This is a genomic window from Pseudonocardia sp. OZ21, from assembly GCF_059359135.1.
Genome location: NZ_JCADBN010000020.1, coordinates 13,575 through 33,461, shown reverse-complemented (window position 1 = coordinate 33,461; position 19,887 = coordinate 13,575). Strand labels below are relative to the sequence as shown.

Here is a 19,887-nt window from a genome sequence, read left to right as displayed (position 1 = left end):
ACCGTTGACCGAACGGCGGTCGAGGTCAACGTGGAGGTGCGATGAGGGTCGTGTTCGTGCACGGGGCATGTGTGCAGGACGGGTCGTGGTGGTGGCACCGCATGACCGGGCTCCTGCAGGAGCGAGGGGTGGCGAGCGTGGCCGCGGCGCTCCCGAGCTGTGGAGAGGCCGGCGTGCCGGGAGGTGCCGGCGGCCCGGGGTTGGCCGAGGACGTCGGCGCAGTGCGGCAGGTGCTGCAGGACAGCGACGAGCCGACCATCGTGGTCGCCCACAGCTACGGCGGCATCGTGACGGCGGAGGCGGCCGCGGGCGTGGCATCGGTGCGCCACCTGCTGCTGATCTCCAGTTACCTGCCTGAGGTCGGGCAGAGCCTGTCGGATTTCGGCGACGGTAGGCCCGCCCCGTTCCTCGACGTCGATCTCGACGCCGGGACGTTCGGGGTTCGCCCCGAGCTGCTGGTGGACACGTTCCTGCAGGACTGCGACGCCGACGTCCAGGCCGAGGCGGCGGACCATCTCGCCGTTCAGAACGTGCAGGTGACCGGACAGCCGGTGGGGGCGGCGGCCTGGCACCACGTCCCCTCGACCTACCTCGTGTGCGCCCGGGACGCCGGCACCCCTGCCCGGTCGCAGCGCGAGTTCGCCCGCAGGGCCGGCCGTGTCGTCGAGATCGACGCGGGCCATCACCCGTTCCTGTCTCAGCCCGGCGCGGTCCGCGACCTACTGCTGAGCCTGTAGACGCCCCGCGCCGCGCTCACAGCCGCCGCGGAACGATCCTCGTCTCGTTCACCGTGCCGTCGGCGCCGCGCTCGACCCGGTAGGCGAACACGTCCGGTCGATCCGCGACAGCCTCCACGAACTCGGTGCCCCCGTAATGGATGCCGACGCCGTTGTCGGTGGCGTATCCAGGGCCGAGCGTCCCGTTTCCGATCAGCTCGTGGAAGAGGGGCCGTCGCCTCTCCTCGGCGTCGTAGTGCACCCCGTTCGAGTACGGCAGGAAGCCCAGCCCGTCGGTGATCGCTGCCAACTGCGGCCCGAACGAGTCGGTGGTGCCGCCGTCGTGCCAGCAGATCGACCCCGCCGAGACGCCGCCGAGCACCACTCCGGCCTCCCAGCACTCGCGCAGGATCCGGTCCAGCCCGTGCACCCGCCAGACCGCGAGCAGGTTGGCGGTGCTGCCGCCGCCGACCCAGATGACGTCCTGGGCGAGCAGGTGCGCCCGGACGTCCTCGACGTTCGGCATCGCGAAGAGGGCGAGGTGCGACGCCTGCACGTCGTGCGCGGCGAACGCGCCGTAGAACGTGGTCAGGTAGGTGATCGCGTCGCCGGTGGCGGTACCGACGAAGCAGAGCCGCGGACGCGCGGACGTCCTCGCCAGCTCGAAGGCGTAGGGAAAGATCGGACCGGGCTCGCAGTCGATCTCGTTGCGGTTCCGGGGGGCGAAACCCATCGAGGTCGCCAGGATGGTGGGAGCATCAGCGGTCATGCCGTGATCGAATCACCACGCGGGACGACCGGCTCGCCGATTACACGTGCGCTCCGGCGAGGTAGGTCTCGCGCAGCCTGTGCTTGCGCAGCTTGCCGGTGGCAGCGCGCGGGAGCGTGTCCACGAAGTCGATCCTGCGCGGCACCTTGTAGTGCGCGATCCGCTCCCTCAGGTAGGCCAGCAGCTCCCGTTCCAGGTCGGGGCCTGCCGCCGCCTGCGGAGCCGGCTGCACGACCGCCATCACCTGCTCGCCCATCTCGGGGTCGGGTATGCCGAAGACCGCGAGGTCGAGCACCGCGGAGTGCAGCGCCAGTGCGTCCTCCACCTCCTGCGGGTAGATGTTCACCCCGCCGGAGATGATCGTGAAGTCGGCGCGGTCGGTGAGGAACAGGAAACCGTCGGCGTCGACGTACCCGAGGTCGCCCGCGGTGCCCCAGTTCTCGTGTTCCGGGTGCCGCGCCTGGCGGGTCTTCTCGGGGTCGTTGTGGTAGGTGAACGGGAATGCGCGCCGCTCGAAGTAGACGGTGCCGACCTGGCCGGGCGGCAGCTCGTCGCCTGCGTCGTCGCACACGTGCAGCACGCCGAGCACCGACCGCCCCACCGACCCCGGCCTGCGCAGCCAGGTGACGGAGTCGATCATCGTGAGACCCAGCCCCTCGCTGCCGGTGTAGTACTCCTCCACCAGCGGACCCCACCACTCGATCATCTTCCGCTTCACCTCGACCGCGCAGGGCGCCGCGGCGTGCACGGCCACGCGGTGCGAGGACAGGTCGTGGGCGAGGCGCTGGTCGTCGGGCAGCTTGAGCATCCGCACGAACATGGTCGGCACCCACTGGCTGTGCGTCACGCGGTACCGCTCGATCGTGCGGAGCGCGGCGACCGCGTCGAAGCGCGGCATCACGACCACGGTGCCGCCCGCCTCGTGCACCAAGCCGGTGAAGCGCAGGGGTGCGGTGTGGTAGAGCGGTGCGGGCGAGAGGTAGACGGTGTCGGCTGCGATGCCGTACCCGGCGCCGAACAGCCGCTTCAGCGGGTTGACGTACGTGTCGACGCGCTCCGCCGGCAGCGGCACGGTGATGCCCTTCGGCTGCCCCGTGGTGCCCGAGGAGTAGAGCAGCTCGGCACCGCGGCGCTCGTCGGCCGCCGGCTCGGGCGATGCGGCAGCGAGGGAGGCGACCATGTCGTCGTAGCCCTCCACCGGGCCACCGACCGCCAGGCGGAGCACCACCTGCGGCGTCCGTCCGAGCAGCTCGGCCGCGGTGGCGGCGACGCCGGACGAGACGACCAACGCCTTCGCGCCGCAGTCAGCCACGATGTGGACGACCTCCGCGGCCGTCAGGTGGTGGTTGAGCGGTGTGAAGTAGAGGCCGCTGCGCATCGCGGCCCAGTACACGACGTGGTACTCGAGCCGGTTCTCCGCGAGCAGGGCGACACCGTCACCGGGCCGCAGGCCGCCTGCGCGCCACACGTTCGCCAGCCGCGCGGAGCGTTCGTCCAACTCGGAGTAGGTCAGAACCGCACCGCTGTCCGACATGATCACGGCGGGTTTGTCGGGAGTGAGCGTGGCGAAGGTGCCGGGGAACACCTGCCTCCTCGGGGGATCGAGAACTGCGGGTCCTGCCGACGACAGGAACAGTCACTCCTGACTGTCTTGGGCCACGCTACCGGGTGCTCACAAATCGGGCACCGGGGGCCAGGCCTGAGCCCGAGCAACAGCGGGCGACTCGGCCCCCCGAAACGGGCGACTCGCGGGGGTTCGGCTCAGAAGGGGGCGTCGTCCTCGTCGTCGGGCACCGCGGGGAGCCGGGCGAACGGGTCGAGCCGCGCCGCGCCGTTGGTGCTCGCCGACCGTTCCGGATCGCCCGCCGACTCCGACAGCCGGGTCGCCCAGGCCGGAAACGGGAACTCGACGGCCAGCGGCACCGGGATCTCCGGCTGCGAGACGAACATCGTGCCGGGCTTCGCGAGCGTGGCGCGCTGCCGCTGGGACGCGGGGAGGAAGCCGTACTCCGGACGGCCGGCCTCCGCCGGGTCGAGCCTGCCGACCACCTTGATCGACGAGTTGGAGACGATCCGCCGTTCCACCTCGCTCGCCGTCTGCTGCGCGCCGATCAGGATGATCCCCAGCGAGCGGCCGCGCTCGGCGATGTCGAGCAGCACCTCCTTGATCGGGCTCGATCCCTCGCGCGGCGCGTACTTGTTCAGCTCGTCGATCATCGTGAACAGCAGCCCGCCCGGCCCGGCGGCCTCCTTGCGCGCGGTCTCGGACGCGAGCACCACGCCGACGACGAACCGCTGGGCGCGCTCGGGCAGGTTGTGCAGGTCGACGACGGTGACCTGGTGCGCGTCGGTGCTCACCCGCCGGCCCGGCGCGTCGGTGAGGTCGCCGCGGACGATCGCGCGCAACGGCTTGAGGCTGGAGCGCAGCCTCCGCAGGAACGCGTTGATCGTGCCCGTCCCGGTGACCGGGCCCGCCCAGTCGCGGCGTTCGTCCTCGTCGGTGAGCCGGTCGGAGACGAACTCCACGAGGTCGTCGTAGGTGCGCAGCACCTTGCCGCCCACCGCGATCGCACCGTCCCCGACGGGCGTGGCCTCCCGCCGCAGCCGGGCCGCGACCTGGTGGATCACCATCGTGTACTGGTTGCGCTCGTCCTCGGCGTCGGCGAAGACGTACGGGAGGAGCTCCTCGGTGCAGAACTCCGCGAGCGTCCACCAGAACGCGGTGACCCCGCTGGTCCGGCCGGTGACGTGCGGACGGCCGGAGAGGTCGTCCGGCGTGGGCGGAGCGAAGAAGCCCGCCGAGGCGAACGGCGCCGCGAGCAGACCGAGCTTGGCGTACGCGGCGCGCAGGTCGTCGTCGAGACGGTTGTTGGGCTGGTCGAGGAACAGCAGGTCCTCACCCTTGACGCTGAACACCAGCGCCTTGGCGTTGACCGACCGCCGCCCGAGCACGCCGCTGCGGAAGATCGAGTACAGCAGGAAGAGCGCGAAGCTCGTCTTCGTGGCGACGCCGGAGATGCCGCTGATCGAGACGTGGCCGCCGCGCGTGCCGTCGAGGAACTCCAGGTTGACGTAGATCGGCTCGCCGTCACGGCCGAGGCCGACGGGCACCTTCAGGGCCATCTGGTCGAAGTACAGCGCTCGTGCGCGATCCTCACCGGTGGCGCGCTGGACGAGCGAGCCCGGCGTCGGCGGGACGTAGCACTCCGGCTCCACCCGCGTGGTGGTGATCTCGGCGACCTCCTGCACCTGCGCGGGCAGCACCCCGTCGGCGATGAGGAAGACGTCGGAGCCGAAGGAGGCGCCCTCGTGCCGGGCCCGGACCTCGGTGACCACCCCGGACGTCAGCACCGGGCCGATCCCGGGTACCGGACGGACGGTGACCACGACGTCGTCGAGCTGCAGGTACTGCTCCTGGGCCAGGGCCACGCTGAACAGCAGCGGTGTGGAGTCCTCGGTGCCGACGACGCGGCCGACAGGCGCTTCCTCGGACACGACCCCTCCTCGTCACTGCTGGTGGGACCCTAACCGGCCACACCCGGCCCGCGGCCGGGGGGCCGGGACGCCACGCCGGTCGGCTTCACCCGTCGGCGGTCACCGGCGATCGGGTCGAGCCGGGCGGGTCAGCTCCATGATCCGCGCCCGGGCGCCGGGGTACCGGTCGAGGAGGGCGACGCGGTCGCCCAGCCGGAAACCGTCCCAGTCGAACGGCGGCGCAGTGGTGGTGCCGACGAGCGACCACTCCCCTTCCGGGCCGGAGCCCTGCCATGTTCCCGCCGGCACCACCACCTGCGGCCGCTGCCCGGCCTCGAGACCGGGCCCGAGCACCGGCTCCTCGACCGCCCCGCCGGGATGCAGCAGGAGCAGCCGCAGCGGTGATCCGGCGTACCAGTGGTAGGTCTCGGTGGCGTCGAGCCGGTGCAGCGCGGAGAAATCGGGCGCGAGCAGCAGGTAGTAGATCGCGGCGGAGTGGGCGTCGAGATGGGTGCGCCGGAACAGGCCTCCTTCGTCGGGCAACGGCTCGAGCCCCAGCAGCGCGGCCACGCGCTCGCCGTCGGCGCGGCTCACCACGACGGCACCGCCGACATCCCGCCGTCGACCACGAGATCGTGGCCGGTGATCCACCTGGCCATGGGCGAGGCCAGGAAGACGCACGCGTCACCCACGTCGCTGCTCTCACCGAGGCGCCCCAGCGGTGCGGCGCGCTCCCAACTCCGCACCCCCTCGGGCCAGTCGTCTTCCAGCCCGGCCCGGTGGATCAGGCCGGGGGACACGGTGTTGACCCGGATCCCCACCCGGCCGTACTCGAGCGCGGCACTGCGGGCGAGCATGATCGTCGCGGCCTTCGACGCCGCGTAGTGCGCATGCGCGCGAGCAGGCCGTGTCCCTTCGATCGAGGCCACCAGCGTGATCGACCCGCCGCTGCCGTCCAGCACGGCGGCGGCCGCCTGCACCGTGGCGAAGGCACCGGTGGCGTTGGCGTCGAGCACGTGCCGCCAGGTGTCGACGCCCATGCCCGGGAGATCGGCGACGGGCTGCACCCCGGCCGCGGCGACCACGGCGTCGAGTCGCCCGAACCGCTCCACCGCCGTGCCCATCAACGCCGCGCACTCGTCGGCGCTGGTGACGTCCGCCCGCGCGGTGACCGCCCGGCCGCCGCGGTTCGTGATCGCCTCCGCCACCGCCTCGGCCCGGTGGGCGCCGGTGCTGTGGTGCACCACCACCGCGGCCCCGGCCGCGGCCAGCCGCATCGCGACCCCGGAACCGATGCCGCCGCTCCCCCCGGTGACGAGCGCGACGGCGCCGGAGAGGTCGGGCAGGGCCGGGTCACGAGGTGGGAGCACACGAGGAGTCTGCCGGTTGGTCCGGATGAGACCGCCCCATCGGACGCCGGGTGTTCCCCTACCGTGGACGCCGCCGGTCACCGGGTGTAGTCGAAGTGGGGCCCATCTGCACGTTTGGACGAACTGCGGGGTGTCGCAGCCGCTCCAACAGCCGAATAGCCCGACCACAACTAGTCTTAATGCGCCGGATACGTCACTCGCCATTGACAGGACTCGCTGTCGCGACAAGTCCGCCGGCACTTCGCACGCACATGCGACTGCACGTGCGAGTACCATTCGTATCACTCACAAGGTAGGGGGTAGGGGAATGGCTGCTGGCGAGCTCGATCGGCTCGCAACAGGCCTCCTCGAAGGGCTGGGCAAGGAGTTCTGGGGGTTCGCGCCTCATCTCGCGGCCGCCACTGTGGAGCAGCTGGGACCGGCCAGGGCGATGTCCTGGAGCCTGAGCAGCGTCCACCGTTACGACCGCACTCTGCGCGCCTTGGGGCCGTTGCGAACGCAACTGGTCTGCACCACCATCTCCCTCTACAACCGCTGCCAGTACAACGCCTACGGCCACGCATACGCGGCCGAGCTGATCTACTTCCGGAAGCGGGGCCGACTGTTACCGGTCGACCCGGCCACCTTGTCCGGCTGGATCGACCTGTCCCCCGGTGAGCTGCGCGACCGGCTGTGCGACCTCCTGCAGCACGCTGATCTGCACGTCGAGGTCATCTGGATCGACCGCACGCTGGCCCTCGCCGCAGGCGAGCAGGAGCCCGTCGATCAGGACGAGGCCCGGATCGCCCACCTCGTCCGCCTGTTCTCCGTGCTCGACGCCGTCGCCGTCCTCGGCAAGCTCGACCCCGACGAGGCTCACGACCCCATCAACAAGGACACCACCCTGAAGGCCAAGCACGCGGCACTGCGCGGCTCCCTGGCCTGAGCAGGAGTCGGTACACATGCCGACCGCCACCGGTGTTCGCGCGGCAACACCCACCGGTGGCGCCCTTTCCCTGTGGCAGCGCGCGGGCATTGCACCTGCGCTGACGGCCACGGCGTACGTCATCGCCTCTCTCGCCGTGCACCGCCGGGTGCTGGGCGACCTCGGCGGCTCCACCACCGGGGCGACCTCGGCCGACGCCCACCTGTTCGCCTGGTGGCTGAACTGGTTCCCGTGGGCGGCCGGCCACGGCCAGGAGCTTCTGTTTACCGCCTACCAGAACTTTCCGGGCGGTGTGAACGCTATGTGGAACACCTCGGTTCCACTGCTCGCGTTCCTGCTGGCGCCGGTCACCCTCACCGCCGGACCGGTCGTCTCCTACAACATCGGAATGATTCTCGGGCCGGTGGTTTCCGGGCTGGCTCTCGTGCTCGCACTGCGCCCGTATGTCGCGCGATGGCTGCCGCGCTCAATAGCCGGGCTACTGTATGCGTTCTCGCCATTTGTCGTCGCGCACGGTTCGGTCGGCCACCTCAACCTCGTCTGGGCCGTGTTACCGCCCGTGCTCCTGTGGGCGGTGCACACGGTTGTCGTGGCTCCGACCGCCCACCCGGCACGCGCGGGAGCGCTACTCGGTGTCGCGTTCGCGGCGCAGACCGGGATCTACTCCCAGACGGCCGCCCTCGGCGCTGTGGCGCTGGTCGTCGTCGCCGTCTGCCTGGCGGTCCGCAGGCCGCAACTCGCCGTCGAGCGGCTGCCGGGTGTGGCCAGGGCCGTGGCGGCCTGCCTGGCGACGTACCTGACGCTGTGCGCGTATCCCCTCTACCAGCTCCTCGCCGGGCCGAACCGGCCACGCGCCCAGATCCGGGACCCGGCCGTGACCGGGGCGGACGCGGCCAACATCGTCGTGCCGACCCACCTGTCGGCGTTCCAGGACGGCAACGGCCCGCTCGCCGACCAGCTCCGCTCGCACCCGGGTGAGCAGGGCGGCTACCTGGGCGTGGTGCTGCTGATCGTCGTGCTCACCGCGGTGGTGAGCGTCCGACGGCCACTGACGCGGATGGTCGGGGCCATCGGGGTGGCGCTGCTCGTGCTGTCCTTCGGGGTCGGTCTCGTGGTGCTGGACCACGACACCGGGATCCCGCTGCCCTGGCACCTCGCCGAGCGCGTTCCCCTCCTGGCGGAGATCGAGCCCATCCGGTTCCAGGTCTTCGTCACGCTGTGCGTGGCCCTGCTGGTGGCGGTGTGGCTGGACCATCTGGCCGACGGGCCGCCCGGCCTGCACCGCACCGCTGCTGTCGCGGCCAGCCTGCTGGCCGCCCTCACCTGGCTCCCCTCCGGCTCCCATGCGGCCGTGCCCGCGGCGGTCCCCACGTTCTTCACACGCTCGGCCCAGCAGCACCTGGCGGCCGACGACGTCGTCGAGACGGTCCCGACGATCACCGGAACCTGGATGGGCGGGGCCGAACCGCTGCTGTGGCAGGCGGCGGGCGGCATGCCCTATCGCACGATCGGTGGCTACTTCATCGGGTCGGACGCCCAGCACGACCTGCTCCTCGAGACGCCCGCCACCCTCCACCAGCGCGTCGCCACCGAGATCGCCGCCGGCCGCACGACGTCCATGGCGGGCGCCGGTTCGGCGGCGCGTCAGCTGCGCGCCGCGGGAGTGACGGTCGTCCTCGTCGTCGACCGGCCGGGGGTCGGCGCACCGCTCCTGGAATGGACCCAGCGCGTGACGGGATCCCCCGGCCGCCGGGTCGACGACGTCTGGATGTTCCGGATGACGCCCGTCGCCGCCGGGCCGCACTAGTCCGGCCGGGACGTGCCGCCACGGTCACGCGGGTGCAGCAGCCCGGTCAGGACCACCTCGATGAGGTGCTGCAACGCCGGGGTGAACTCCAGCCGCGTGTGCCCGAGCCGGGGGTCCTCCGCGTACAGGGCCACGAGCGTGGCAGGCGGATGGGTGGCCTGCCACAGGCCGGCGGCGACGGCGCTGACCGCCCCCACCAGGTCCCGGACGTCGTCGTCGGTCAGGTCGGGCAGCACCCGCCGGATCAGCGCCTCGGCGTCGGCGAGCGCGGCCAGCGCGGCGAGCTTGAAGCTCCGCACCGCCTCCAGCGACACGTTCCGCTCCAGGGTGAGGGACGTGTGGGTCATCAGGTCGCAGAGCAGCGGCCGGTCGGCGAGGGTGCGGGCGACCACCTCGGCCACGCCGGTGACCGACCCGACCGGCAGCTGCGTCAGCTCGTCGCGCATGCCGTCCACCCAGTCCTGCCAGCCTTCGGCCGTGAGGTGGAGGTAGATCTCCTCGCGCGTCTCGAAGTACCGCAGCAGTGCCGACTTGTGCACGCCGACCTCGGCCGCGATGTCGGCGAGGCTGACGTTGTTGACGCCCTTACGTTCCCCCTGGGAGCGGGCGGCGGCGAGGATGGCCTCGTACCGCTGCTGCTTGTGCTCGGGGCGGCGGGCCCGCCGGAACGGCGCCCGGTCAGTCCCCATGAGCCCTCACAGCAGCTTGTCCAGGGTGATGGGCAGGTCGCGGACGCGCTTGCCGGTGGCGTGGTGCACCGCGTTCGCGATCGCCGCCGCGACGCCGGTGATGCTCACCTCGCCGATCCCGACCAGGCCCAGCGGCATCGTGGGGTCGGGCTCGTTCAGGTAGAACACGTCGATCGGCGGGATGTCGGCGTGCACGGGGACGTGGTAGTCGGCGAGGTTGGCGTTCATGATGCGCCCGCTGCGCGGGTCGACGAGGCTCTCCTCCTGCAACGCCATGCCGATGCCCATCACGATTCCTCCGCGAAGCTGGCTGCTCGCGGTCTTGGCGTTGATCACCGTGCCGACGTCGAACACCCCGAGCCAGCGCGACACCCGCACCTCACCGGTGTCGGGGTCGACCCGGACCTCGCAGAACTGCGCGCCGGCCGCGGCCTTGACCCAGCGCCGGTTGTCGAGCACGAACTTGGTCAGGAACCGTGCCTGCCCGACGATGCTGCCCAGGCGGGTGTCGGAGCCGACGGCGGCGTCGACCGACACCTGGGCCGCCCGCCCGAGGATCCCCGCGTAGGACTCCCCGCGGGCGTCGTCGGTGCGGTAGAGCCCACCGTCCCTGGCCCGGACGTCGGACAGGCGCTGCCCCCGCAGCGGCGACTCCGCCGAGCGCGCCGCCAGGGCCAGCACCGACCGCTTCAGCTTGTCGCACGCCTCCACGAGGCTCGCGGCCACGCTGGCGGTCTGGCCCGAGCCGCCTGCGCCCGGTCCGGTGGGGAGCGCGCTGTCCCCGTACTCCACTGTGACCGCCTCGAACGGCACGCCCAGCGCGTCGGCGGCGATCTGCGCCTGTGCGGTGGCCCCACCCATGCCCATCTCGTGGAACCCGCACCGCACGAGGACGGTGCCGTCGGCCGCCAGCCGGACGGTGACGTTGGCCAGGAACTGCCATGCCGGGTGGTACGCCGACGCCACGCCCATGCCGACCAGCCACCTCCCGTCCCGCATCGAGCCGGGCTGCGGCGTCCGGGCCGACCAGCCGAACAGCTCGGCCCCGCGAGCGTAGGCCTCGCGCAACGCGCGATGTGCGAACCGCTTGCCGTCGATCGGGTTCCGCTCCGGCTCGTTCCGCATCCGCAGCTCGATGGGGTCGATCCCCACCTCGTAGGCAAGCTCGTCGACGGCGGCCTCCAGCGCGAAGGTGCCGATGGACTCGCCGGGAGCGCGCATGAAGGTGTTGGGCAGCACGTCGAGCGTGACCTGGTTCTGCTGCACCAGGATGTTCTTTGCGTCGTAGAGGTGCCGCGTCTGGGACGTCACCTGCTCCGGACCGCCGCCCGCCCGGCCCACCTGCGTGACACTGGTGTGGATCAGGGCGGTCATGCGGCCGTCGGCCTCCGCGCCGATCGCCACCCGCTGCGTGGACGGGGTGCGGCCGCCGACGGTGCGGTAGATGCCCTCGCGGGTGAGCATCATGCGGACCGGACGGCCGGTCACCCGCGCCGCCAGCACCGTGAGGATGGTGCCCGCCCAGACCGTGGTCTTGCCGCCGAACGCGCCTCCGACGAACGGGGCGATCACGCGCACCGAGGCCGGGGGGACGTCGAACCGCCACGCCAGCTGGTCCCGCACCCACGCGACGTTCTGGGCCCCTTCGTGGACCGCGAGGGAGTCGCCGTCCCACACGGCCGTGGTCGCGTGGGGTTCGAGGGCGTTGTGGTTGTGCCCCGGCGTGGTGAACCGCAGGTCCACCGAGACGGGCGCGGTGGCGAGCGCAGCCACGGCGTCGCCCTTCTTCGCCCCGCCCGAGTCCATGGCGGTGTTCTTCTGCGGCGTCGCGTTGCCCTCCTCGGCGGCGAAGTCCACCGTCGCGGGCAGCTCCTCGTAGGTGACGGCGACCAGCCCGGCGGCCTCCTGCGCGGCGTCGAGCGTCTCGGCGACGACGACGGCCACCGGCTGCCCGTTCCAGTGCACCTCGTCGGTGTTGAGGTAGTTCACCGACGTCGCCGAGGCGAGCGTGCTCAGATTCATGTAGTTGACGGGGCGGGGCGGTTTCATCGGCGGCGCGTTGAGGTGCGTGATCACCGAGAGCACGCCGTCCACCGCCGACGCGGCGGCGGTGTCGATGTCGGTGATCCGGGCCCGGCTGACCGTGGCGTACACCAGCGCGGCGTGCGCGAGGTCGGCGTAGGGGTACTCCGCGGAGAAGCGGGCGGCGCCGGTGGTCTTGGCCGTGCCGTCCACGCGGTCGACCGGCCGTCCGACGAGGGGCCCTGGCGTCGCGGTCCGCGGGCGGTTCTCCACCTGGGTCATGCCGCACTCCCCTCGGTGAGCAGCTGGCGGAACACCGCGGCGATCGTCCGCTGCGCCAGCTCGATCTTGAACGCGTTGTGCGGCTGGGCGACGGCGGCCTCGAGCTCGGCCGCGGCGGCCCGCCGGAACGACTCCTCCGTCGGCACGGCCCCGAGCAACAGGCGCTCCGCCCCGTAGGCCCGCCACGGCTTCGCCGCCACACCACCGAGGGCCAGCCGGACCGAGGCCACCGTGCCGTCGCGCACCTCCAGCGCCGCGGCGACCGACACGAGCGCGAAGGCGTAGGACGCCCGGTCACGCACCTTGCGGTAGCGCGACGTGGCGGCCACCGGCAGGGCCGGCAGCTCGACGGCGGTGACCATCTCGTCGGCCGCGAGCTCGGTCTCGACGTGCGGGGTGTCGCCCGGCAGCCGGTGGAACTCGACGAGCGGGATCCGCCGGACGCCCCGCACGCTCTCCACCTCGACGATCGCGTCGAGCGCTGCGAGGGCGACGCACATGTCGGAGGGGTGGGTGGCAATACAGCTCTCGCTCGCGCCGAGCACGGCGTGGTTGCGGGTGAACCCGCCGAGCGCGTCGCAGCCGCTGCCCGGCTCGCGCTTGTTGCAGGCGGCCGCGAGGTCGTAGAAGTACGGGCAGCGGGTGCGCTGCAGCAGGTTGCCGCCGACCGTCGCCATGTTGCGCAGCTGCCCCGACGCGCCGGTCAGGATCGCCTGGGCCAGCACCGGGTAGCGGCTGCGGACGAGCGGGTGCGCGGCGAGGTGGCTGTTGCGGACCAGAGCGCCGATCCGGAGCCCGCCGTCGGGCAGTTCGTCCACGCCGGTCAGGGCGATACCGGTGATGTCGACGACCGTGTCGGGCTGCTCGATGTCCTCGCGCATGAGATCGACGAGGTTCGTGCCGCCCCCGATGAGCTTCGCGCGGGGCTCGGACGCGATGGCGCGGACCGCGGTGGCGACGTCGGGCGCGCTGACGTAGGCGAACGACCTCATCGGGCGGTCTCCAGCACGTCGAGGTCACCCGAGGCGGCGTCCTGGATCGACTCGACGATCCCGTTGTAGGCGCCGCAGCGGCACAGGTTCCCGCTCATCCGCTCCCGGATCTCGGCCGCCGACAGCTCGACGCCGTCGGCTGCGAGGTGCTCGGTGACCGCACTGGGCACTCCGGCCCGGTGCTCGGCCAGCATCCCGATGGCCGAGCAGATCTGGCCCGACGTGCAGTAGCCGCACTGGAAGCCGTCGTTGCGGATGAAGGCCTCCTGCAGCGGGTGGGCCTGCCCGTCGGCCGCCACCCCTTCGATGGTGACGATCTCGCGACCCGCGTACTGCACGGCGAGGGCGAGACAGGAGTTGATCCGCTCTCCGTCGACGAGCACCGTGCACGCGCCGCAGGCTCCCTGGTTGCAGCCCTTCTTCGTGCCGGTGAGGCCGAGGTGGTCGCGCAGCGCGTCGAGCAGGCTGACCCGCGGCTCCACCTCGAGCGACCGCACGGCCCCGTTGACCCGAATCCGTACCTCGACCACGTGATCCTCCGTCCGTGCCGGGACCCGACGCGGGCGAAGTTAACACTACGGCGTATCCATAACAAGAGAACGGTGGCGACTTAACTCGTACCGGGGGATCGGGCCCGCGGCAGCCGCCACCGCACCCGTGCCGACCGAGCCGTGCGTCGGCTCAGGCGGGCAAGCAGACGAACTCGACGGCGAGGTCGAGCGCGCGCCGGTGCAGCCCGTCGAGATCATGGGTGGCGACCACGGGAACCCGCGCATCGGACAGCAGGGTCCGGCACAACGACGAGTGCCGCCGCAGCGCCTGCGTGGCGCGCAACTGCTCCAGCATCTGGCCGGTGAGCGCGTCGAGCCGCGTGCGGATCGCCTGCAGGTCCGGCGGCGTGGTGGGGGCGAGATCCGGGTGAGCCTGCCATCGGGCCAGCATTCCGCGCTGCACGACCTTGCTGGCGTCGATCTGGCTCCTGAAGAACCGGATGGTCAACTCCCGGTCCAGCCCCATCTGCACCGCTCGGCGTCCGGCCTCCGCCAGCACCTGCCGCTCCCGTAACGGGTCCTCCACGGGCGTCCCCGTCCAGAACTTCGTCGCAGCGACCTCGTCGCTCACCAGAATGCGCTGGACGGCCAGATCGACCAGCGAACCGAAATCGGCGAACTCGACAGAACTGTCGACAGACATGGCGGAATCCTTACTCAATCTTGACGTTCGCTTGAGATTCGGGCCGATTGCCGCGACGGGCCGCACACGAGGCCTGGGCAGGAATCGGGCACCGTCACATGTTAGCCTCACTAAGCAGATCGGAATGATCTCGGGTTAGGGGACTCACGACATTCTGCGAGGCGCGTCCTCAGCCAATTCGGAAAGGCGCAGGCCGTGGCGGCAGCGAACATACCGCCCGGCAAAATCGCAGCACGCATCCCGTGCCGCTGGGTGGCACGGAGGCCCGGCCGGCGCTGGATGCCCTGTTCCCGCGGCCCGGGTCTCCGCGCAGCCCGAGCCACGATGCGGATGCCGGCACACCGCCGAGCCGGGAGCGCCCGGAGTTTCCGTTCTCGACCGGAAGATCCCGAAGGAGACCGTCGTCCGCGCCGTCCGGGAAATGGCGGACCACGTCACCCGGTTCGACGGTCCGTGGCGGCGGAAACCGCCGGGTCGCCCCACCGGAATGCGTGGGCACCGCAGAAACGGCGATGCCCAGCGACACCCGGAGGAGTCGCTGGGCATCCGGCCTCATCGGCCCCGGTTCACCGGCCGCCGGCGAGCCGCACACTCCGCGGAGCGCCGGCCTCGAATGCCGCGTCCTCGGCATCGAGGTCGGTCCGCGAGGTCTCCTTCGCCACCAGCACGCACACCACGGTGATGGCGAGGGCGACGGTGGTGTAGACCGACACCGCGAGCGCGCTGTCGAACTGGCTCAGCAGCGCCGTGGCGATGATCGGCGCCAGCGCGCCTCCCACCACACCGGCCAACTGGTAGCCCATGGACGCCCCGCTGTAGCGCACCTGCGTCGGGAACATCTCCGCGATGAACGAGGCCTGCGGCCCGTACATCGCGGCGTGGAACACCAACGCCACCACCGCGGCCAGCACGATCAGCAGGAAGTTGCCCGTGTCGAGCAGCGCGAAGAACGCGAACGTCCAGATGGCGGCGCCGACCGCCCCCGCCAGGTACACCGGCCGCCTCCCGATCCGATCGGACAGCGAGCCGAAGAACGGGATGAAGACCACCTGACACGCCGCCGCGATCAGCACGGCGTTGAGGGCGTAGCTCTGCGGCAGCTTCAGGTACGTCACGACGTAGGTGGTGATGAACAGGACGAAGATGTAGAACGCCACATCCACCCCGACGCGGGCACCCACCGCGAGCAGCACCTGCCGCGGGTAGCGCTGCAGCACGTCGACGATCGGTGCGCGGGCCTTGACCTGCTTGGTCTCGACCTCGCGGAACAGCGGGCTCTCGGCGACGGTCAGCCGGATCCAGAGACCGACCAGCACCAGCAGCCCACTGAGCAGGAACGGGACACGCCAGCCCCAGGACATGAAGGCGTCGTCGCCGGTGACCCCACCCATGAGCGACAGCACGCCGTTGGCGAGGAGCAGGCCGATCGGCACGCCCACCTGCGGCCAACTCGCATTGAGCCCGCGCTTGGTGGGATCACCGGACTCCAGGGTCATGAGGACGGCACCGCCCCATTCCCCACCCAGCCCGAGCCCCTGCAGGAAACGCAGCAGTACGAGCAGGATCGGTGCCCACACCCCGATCGTCTCGTAGGTGGGCATCAGTCCGATCGCGAACGTCGCGACGCCCATCAGTAGCAGCGTCGCCACGAGGACGTTCTTCCGTCCCACCTTGTCGCCGTAGTGACCGAAGACGATGCCGCCCAGCGGGCGGGCGACGAAACCGACGGCATAGGTCGTGAAGGCGAGCAGGGTGCCGACGAGCGGGTCGAAGCTCGGGAAGAACAGATGGTTGAACACCAGCGCCGCGGCGGTGCCGTAGATGAAGAAGTCGTACCACTCCAGTGATGTGCCCACGAGGCTCGCGACGACGACCCGGCGGACTGAGGACGGTTGCCGAGCGGCTCGTTCTCCGGAAGCTGCTGACATCGGATCTCCTCGGCCTTCGATGAGAGGTGAGATGCGAGAACCATACGGATCGTTGAACAATCTCACAAGAGACAAATTCACCCATCCCCGCCGCCGGACGGCGCGCGAGTACGCCGGCGGCCGACACCAGCCAGAAGGGGTGCATCCGCGCAGGTCAGTGCAGGTCTCAGTCGCCGACAGCCCAGGGTGAGGCGAGCTCGGCTACGCGGCGGAGCCGCTCAGATCGTTGCCGCTCGTCTGGTCAGGTGCGGACGAACAGGAAGACGCCGTACTGCCACACGGGGTCGATCCACTGCTCGTCGAGGGCGAACCCGAGCGCGGACACGTCGGCGACGAACTCCGAACGCCGGAACTTCGCCGAGAACCCGACGTTGATCGAGTCGCCCCGCCGCAGCTCGAGGCGCACGCCGAGGTTCTTCAGCGAGACCGTGTGGTCCTCCGTGGCGTACAGGTGCCCCTCGACGGTTGCGGTCGCCGTGTCGTAGTGGGCCCGCGGATAGTAGTGGTGAAGCACGAAGTCACCGTCGAACCGGCGGTTCAGGTGGGCCAGGTGGTTCTGCCGGAACCGCACGAACGCCGACATCCCGGCCGGGTCGTTGTAGCAGCCCTCCAGGACCTCACCGGGTTTGTCGAGGTCAGCGGACACCAGGAACAGGTCGCCCGGCCGGAGCGTCGCCGCCACCTCCTGGAGCAACGCGGCCCGCTCCGCCGGGGTGAAGTTGCCGATGTTGCTCCCGAAGAAGGCCACCGCCACCGGGCCGTCGTCGCTCTCCCGCAGGCTCGCCAGCCCCGCCTCGTACCGGCCCCACAGCCCGCGCACCCGCAGCTGCGGGAACTCCGCGGTGAGCGCGTCGCCGCTGGCGACCAGCATCTCCCGGCTCACGTCGATCGGGAGGTAGGTGGTGGCGCGGCGTTCGGTGCACGCGGCGAGCAGCACCCTGGTCTTCTTCGCGCTTCCGCTGCCGAGCTCCGCTACCGCCGCGGCGCCGAGCCGGTCGGCGATCGCCCCGGCGTGCCTGCGCAGGATCTCGTGCTCCACCCGGGTCAGGTAGTAGCTGGGGAGCTCCGTGATCTCCTCGAACAGCTCCGAGCCGAGCTCGTCGTAGCCGAACCACGGCGGGATGCGGGGCGGCGACTCGCGCAGCCCGGACAGCACGGCGTCCTGGTCCTCCCAGAACGCCGCGTCGTCGTCGACGGCGATGATCTCGAGCCTGCTCTGCGTCACGTGCCCTCCGCGCTCGATCGCCGGACCTGCACCGGGGGATCACAGTACGTCCAGGACGACGTCGGCGCCGGATCATCGCCGGGAGCTACGTCACGCGCTCTCGCGCAGGACGAGCTCGGACGGGTACCAGGTGGTGCCCTCCGCGGGCGCTCCGGCGAGCACGGCGGTGGCGGCCCCCGTGGCGATGCGGGTGACCGGATGGGTGGCGGTGGTGAGTGCCGGACCGCTCCACGCGGCCACGGGGAGGTCGTCGAAGCCGGCGACGGCCACGTCCCCCGGTACCTGCACGCCGAGCCCGCGCAACGCGGCCATCGCCCCCAGTGCCGCGGCATCGCAGATGGCGAAGATCGCGTCGGTGTCCGGCCAGCGCCGGAGCACCTCCAGTGCACCGGACCGGCCGTTCTCGAAGCCGAAGTCGCCCGGCTGGATCCGCACCGGAAGACCGGCGGCCTCCACCGTCTCGCTGTACACCTGCGCCGATCGCCACGAGCACGGCAGCCACTGCGGCCCGGTGAGCATCGCGATCCGGCGCCGCCCCGTGGCGTGCAGGTGGCGGACCACGGCGCCGGCACCTGCACGGTTGTCGACGTCGAAGGACGGCACGTCGGCCGACCCGATCCCGATCGACGCGACCCGCCCGCGCAGAGCGTCGGGAAACGCGGCGAGCAGGGCCTCGGTGGTGTTGACCAGCACCACCCCGCGGACGCTCCGGTCGGCGGCGAGCCGGTGCAGCGACGCCGGCGCGTCGAGCGGGAGCCACTGCAGCGAGACGCCGACACCCTCGCCGTCGCACGCGGCGGCCGTGGCACCCAGAACCCGCCACATGTACGGGTCGTCGAGCACGTCCGGCGCAGGCCCCGAGGCGGCGACGACGACCCGCGCACCGACCCCTTCGGCCAGCGCCCTCGCCACCGTGTTGGGCGTGTAGCCCATCCGCTCGGCGACGGCGCGCACCCGCTCGCGAGCGGGCGTGGTCGTGGTGTCGGAGGCGGTGAGCGCCCGGGACGCGGTGGCTCGCGACACCCCGGCGGCGCGCGCGACGTCCTCCAGGGTCGGTGCCCGGCGGATCTCGTCGCCCATGCTTCCCCCACGCGGCCGGCGCACCCGTTGCACGCGGACCGTCCTACCAGGATCGCAGCGCACCACGTTGCAGCAAAGCCACTTTGCGGCAACCAGCTTGCGTCAAAGTGGCTTTGCTGCAATCCGGGAGCGGGTCACTACCGGGCGCTGTCCGGGGTCCGTACGGCCACGGCCAGGATCTCGTCCACCGACCACTGGTCGTAGGCGTGGTCGCCGTACTTGTGCGCGAGGACGCGGCCGCCGTCGTCGAGGAGGAAGTCGGCGGGCAGGCCCAACCGCCCGCCGGGCTGGGTGCGGGACGGGAGCAGGTCCCGGTTGCGCAGCCCGGCGGCGATCGACCGGACGATCGCGCCCCAGGCCCGCGGGTCGAGCAGGGCACGCGCGCCGGCCTCCACACCGAACTCCCGGTACAGCCGCTTGTCCGGGTCGGCCACCACCGCGAACGGCAGGTCAGCAGTGTGGACGCGCAGCTCGTCGGCTGGTGAATGGAAGACGACGACCTCGCGCACCCCCGCCGCGACGATCTCGTCGTGCCGGGCCACCACCGACCGCAGGTGCAGGTTGCACACCGGGCAGCCGGCGAACCGCCGGAACTGCAGGTGGACCAGACGACCCGGCTCCGGCACGCGCACGTGCTCCCCCGAGACGGTCGGGAGCTCGCGCGCCTCGACAACGGCGCCGTCCGCGATGCGCTGTCTGTGATCCATGACGTCCCCCTCTGTAAGCGTTCGGCGTACGCCTACCGAAAGGTATGAGCGTTCGCTGTACGCTGTCAACTCCATGCCCCGCCCGCGCTCCCTCACCCCCACCGCCCTCGCCACCGCGGCACTCGCCGTGATCGACCGCGACGGACTCGCCGCACTCTCGATGCGCACCGTCGCCACCGAGCTCGGCATGGCCCCGATGTCGCTCTACCGCTACGTCGCCGACCGGGCCGAGCTGGAAGGGCTGGTCGTCGACCTGCTGCTCGCCCGGATCGACACCACACCCCCGGCCCGTGCCCCGTGGACCCGGAAGGTGGCCGTGCTCGTCGAACGGGCCCGCGACGCCGTCGCTGCGCATCCGCAGGCCGTGCCACTCACGCTGACCCACCGGCACGCCTCGCCGAGCCTGCTGCGCTGGACCGAGAGCGTGCTCCGGGTGCTGACCGACGCCGGCTACTCGGGTGAGCGGCGGGTGATCGCGCTGCGCAGCCTGCTGGCGTACCTGATCGGGTCGATCCAGCTGGAACACCTCGGGCCGCTCTCCGGGCCCGGGACGGTGGCGATGGCCGCGCTCCCCGACGACGAGCAACCGCTCCTGCGCGAGACGGCCGGGATGGCCCGGAACGTCCCCGCCGACGTGGAGTTCCGCCAGGGCCTCGAGGTCCTGCTCCGCGGGCTCGATCCGGCCGGCTGAGGTCGCACCGCCTCCC

18 protein-coding genes are annotated in these 19,887 nt (G+C 71.6%); 4 read left to right on the top strand and 14 right to left on the bottom strand.

Going from position 1 to position 19,887, the window contains the following annotated elements:
- Nucleotides 1–41 precede the first annotated feature (41 nt).
- Nucleotides 42–737: an alpha/beta fold hydrolase gene (locus AC5L35_RS32230; RefSeq protein WP_495063517.1), complete on the top strand. Its 696-nt coding sequence runs from the start codon at nt 42–44 to the stop codon at nt 735–737.
- A 16-nt stretch (nt 738–753) separates the two neighbouring features.
- Here AC5L35_RS32230 and AC5L35_RS32225 read toward each other — a convergent pair whose 3' ends face one another.
- From AC5L35_RS32225 to AC5L35_RS32205, 5 genes are all read right to left on the bottom strand, one after another.
- Nucleotides 754–1,485 (bottom strand): Type 1 glutamine amidotransferase-like domain-containing protein, encoded by a 732-nt coding sequence (locus AC5L35_RS32225; RefSeq protein WP_495063516.1) that lies wholly within the window; start codon nt 1,483–1,485, stop codon nt 754–756.
- A 40-nt stretch (nt 1,486–1,525) separates the two neighbouring features.
- The gene (locus AC5L35_RS32220) at nt 1,526–3,070 is read right to left on the bottom strand and encodes an acyl-CoA synthetase (RefSeq protein ID WP_495063515.1); all 1,545 of its coding nucleotides are present in this window, start codon (nt 3,068–3,070) and stop codon (nt 1,526–1,528) included.
- A gap of 176 nt (nt 3,071–3,246) precedes the next feature.
- A complete protein-coding gene (locus AC5L35_RS32215) occupies nt 3,247–4,980 on the bottom strand; it encodes an ATP-binding protein (protein WP_495063514.1) in 1,734 nt (577 codons plus the stop codon).
- 99 nt (nt 4,981–5,079) lie between these two features.
- Nucleotides 5,080–5,553, bottom strand: coding sequence for a cupin domain-containing protein (locus AC5L35_RS32210; RefSeq protein ID WP_495063513.1), 474 nt, complete (start codon nt 5,551–5,553; stop codon nt 5,080–5,082).
- Nucleotides 5,550–6,329 carry an SDR family NAD(P)-dependent oxidoreductase gene (locus AC5L35_RS32205; RefSeq protein WP_495063512.1) on the bottom strand — a complete coding sequence of 260 codons (780 nt, stop codon included), beginning with the start codon at nt 6,327–6,329 and terminating at the stop codon, nt 5,550–5,552. Before AC5L35_RS32205 ends, AC5L35_RS32210 begins: the two co-directional genes overlap by 4 nt.
- A gap of 307 nt (nt 6,330–6,636) precedes the next feature.
- On the opposite strand from AC5L35_RS32205, the gene AC5L35_RS32200 reads away from it, so the two are divergent.
- A complete protein-coding gene (locus AC5L35_RS32200; protein WP_495063511.1) occupies nt 6,637–7,254 on the top strand; it encodes a hypothetical protein in 618 nt (205 codons plus the stop codon).
- Nucleotides 7,255–7,270: 16 nt separating this feature from the next.
- Nucleotides 7,271–9,061, top strand: a complete 1,791-nt coding sequence (locus AC5L35_RS32195; RefSeq protein ID WP_495063510.1) for a hypothetical protein — start codon at nt 7,271–7,273, stop codon at nt 9,059–9,061.
- On the opposite strand, the gene AC5L35_RS32190 is transcribed toward AC5L35_RS32195, so the two are convergent.
- The 9 genes from AC5L35_RS32190 to AC5L35_RS32150 form a co-directional block, all read right to left on the bottom strand.
- On the bottom strand, nt 9,058–9,750 hold the full coding sequence (locus tag AC5L35_RS32190; protein ID WP_495063509.1) for a TetR/AcrR family transcriptional regulator: 693 nt from the start codon (nt 9,748–9,750) through the stop codon (nt 9,058–9,060). The genes AC5L35_RS32195 and AC5L35_RS32190 overlap by 4 nt on opposite strands.
- Nucleotides 9,751–9,756: 6 nt before the next feature.
- Nucleotides 9,757–12,054: a xanthine dehydrogenase family protein molybdopterin-binding subunit gene (locus AC5L35_RS32185; protein WP_495063508.1), complete on the bottom strand. Its 2,298-nt coding sequence runs from the start codon at nt 12,052–12,054 to the stop codon at nt 9,757–9,759.
- Nucleotides 12,051–13,046, bottom strand: coding sequence for an FAD binding domain-containing protein (locus AC5L35_RS32180; RefSeq protein WP_495063507.1), 996 nt, complete (start codon nt 13,044–13,046; stop codon nt 12,051–12,053). The genes AC5L35_RS32185 and AC5L35_RS32180 overlap by 4 nt, the downstream gene beginning before the upstream one ends.
- Entirely contained in the window at nt 13,043–13,576 is a 534-nt protein-coding gene (locus AC5L35_RS32175; protein ID WP_495063506.1) for a (2Fe-2S)-binding protein, read from the bottom strand. The genes AC5L35_RS32180 and AC5L35_RS32175 overlap by 4 nt, the downstream gene beginning before the upstream one ends.
- Nucleotides 13,577–13,727: 151 nt before the next feature.
- Complete coding sequence (gene aroQ, locus AC5L35_RS32170) at nt 13,728–14,240, bottom strand: gamma subclass chorismate mutase AroQ (protein WP_495063505.1); 513 nt, start codon at nt 14,238–14,240, stop codon at nt 13,728–13,730.
- A 566-nt stretch (nt 14,241–14,806) separates the two neighbouring features.
- Nucleotides 14,807–16,168, bottom strand: coding sequence for an MFS transporter (locus AC5L35_RS32165; RefSeq protein ID WP_495063504.1), 1,362 nt, complete (start codon nt 16,166–16,168; stop codon nt 14,807–14,809).
- A 241-nt stretch (nt 16,169–16,409) separates the two neighbouring features.
- A complete protein-coding gene (locus AC5L35_RS32160; protein WP_495063503.1) occupies nt 16,410–17,393 on the bottom strand; it encodes an L-histidine N(alpha)-methyltransferase in 984 nt (327 codons plus the stop codon).
- A 90-nt stretch (nt 17,394–17,483) separates the two neighbouring features.
- Entirely contained in the window at nt 17,484–18,473 is a 990-nt protein-coding gene (locus tag AC5L35_RS32155; protein ID WP_495063502.1) for a LacI family DNA-binding transcriptional regulator, read from the bottom strand.
- A gap of 137 nt (nt 18,474–18,610) precedes the next feature.
- A complete protein-coding gene (locus AC5L35_RS32150) occupies nt 18,611–19,180 on the bottom strand; it encodes a peroxiredoxin-like family protein (protein WP_495063501.1) in 570 nt (189 codons plus the stop codon).
- Nucleotides 19,181–19,253: 73 nt separating this feature from the next.
- On the opposite strand from AC5L35_RS32150, the gene AC5L35_RS32145 reads away from it, so the two are divergent.
- The gene (locus AC5L35_RS32145) at nt 19,254–19,871 is read left to right on the top strand and encodes a TetR/AcrR family transcriptional regulator C-terminal domain-containing protein (RefSeq protein WP_495063500.1); all 618 of its coding nucleotides are present in this window, start codon (nt 19,254–19,256) and stop codon (nt 19,869–19,871) included.
- Nucleotides 19,872–19,887: the final 16 nt, after the last annotated feature.

What these genes read in the sequence shown, in the direction of transcription:
- AC5L35_RS32190 (WP_495063509.1), bottom strand. Translation starts at nt 9,750, where the DNA reads ATGGGGACTGACCGGGCGCCGTTCCGGCGGGCCCGCCGCCCCGAGCAC.
- AC5L35_RS32230 (WP_495063517.1), top strand. Translation starts at nt 42, where the DNA reads ATGAGGGTCGTGTTCGTGCACGGGGCATGTGTGCAGGACGGGTCGTGG.
- AC5L35_RS32200 (WP_495063511.1), top strand. Translation starts at nt 6,637, where the DNA reads ATGGCTGCTGGCGAGCTCGATCGGCTCGCAACAGGCCTCCTCGAAGGG.
- AC5L35_RS32195 (WP_495063510.1), top strand. Translation starts at nt 7,271, where the DNA reads ATGCCGACCGCCACCGGTGTTCGCGCGGCAACACCCACCGGTGGCGCC.
- aroQ (WP_495063505.1), bottom strand. Translation starts at nt 14,240, where the DNA reads ATGTCTGTCGACAGTTCTGTCGAGTTCGCCGATTTCGGTTCGCTGGTC.
- AC5L35_RS32145 (WP_495063500.1), top strand. Translation starts at nt 19,254, where the DNA reads ATGCCCCGCCCGCGCTCCCTCACCCCCACCGCCCTCGCCACCGCGGCA.
- AC5L35_RS32185 (WP_495063508.1), bottom strand. Translation starts at nt 12,054, where the DNA reads ATGACCCAGGTGGAGAACCGCCCGCGGACCGCGACGCCAGGGCCCCTC.
- AC5L35_RS32155 (WP_495063502.1), bottom strand. Translation starts at nt 18,473, where the DNA reads ATGGGCGACGAGATCCGCCGGGCACCGACCCTGGAGGACGTCGCGCGC.
- AC5L35_RS32165 (WP_495063504.1), bottom strand. Translation starts at nt 16,168, where the DNA reads ATGTCAGCAGCTTCCGGAGAACGAGCCGCTCGGCAACCGTCCTCAGTC.
- AC5L35_RS32150 (WP_495063501.1), bottom strand. Translation starts at nt 19,180, where the DNA reads ATGGATCACAGACAGCGCATCGCGGACGGCGCCGTTGTCGAGGCGCGC.
- AC5L35_RS32225 (WP_495063516.1), bottom strand. Translation starts at nt 1,485, where the DNA reads ATGACCGCTGATGCTCCCACCATCCTGGCGACCTCGATGGGTTTCGCC.
- AC5L35_RS32180 (WP_495063507.1), bottom strand. Translation starts at nt 13,046, where the DNA reads ATGAGGTCGTTCGCCTACGTCAGCGCGCCCGACGTCGCCACCGCGGTC.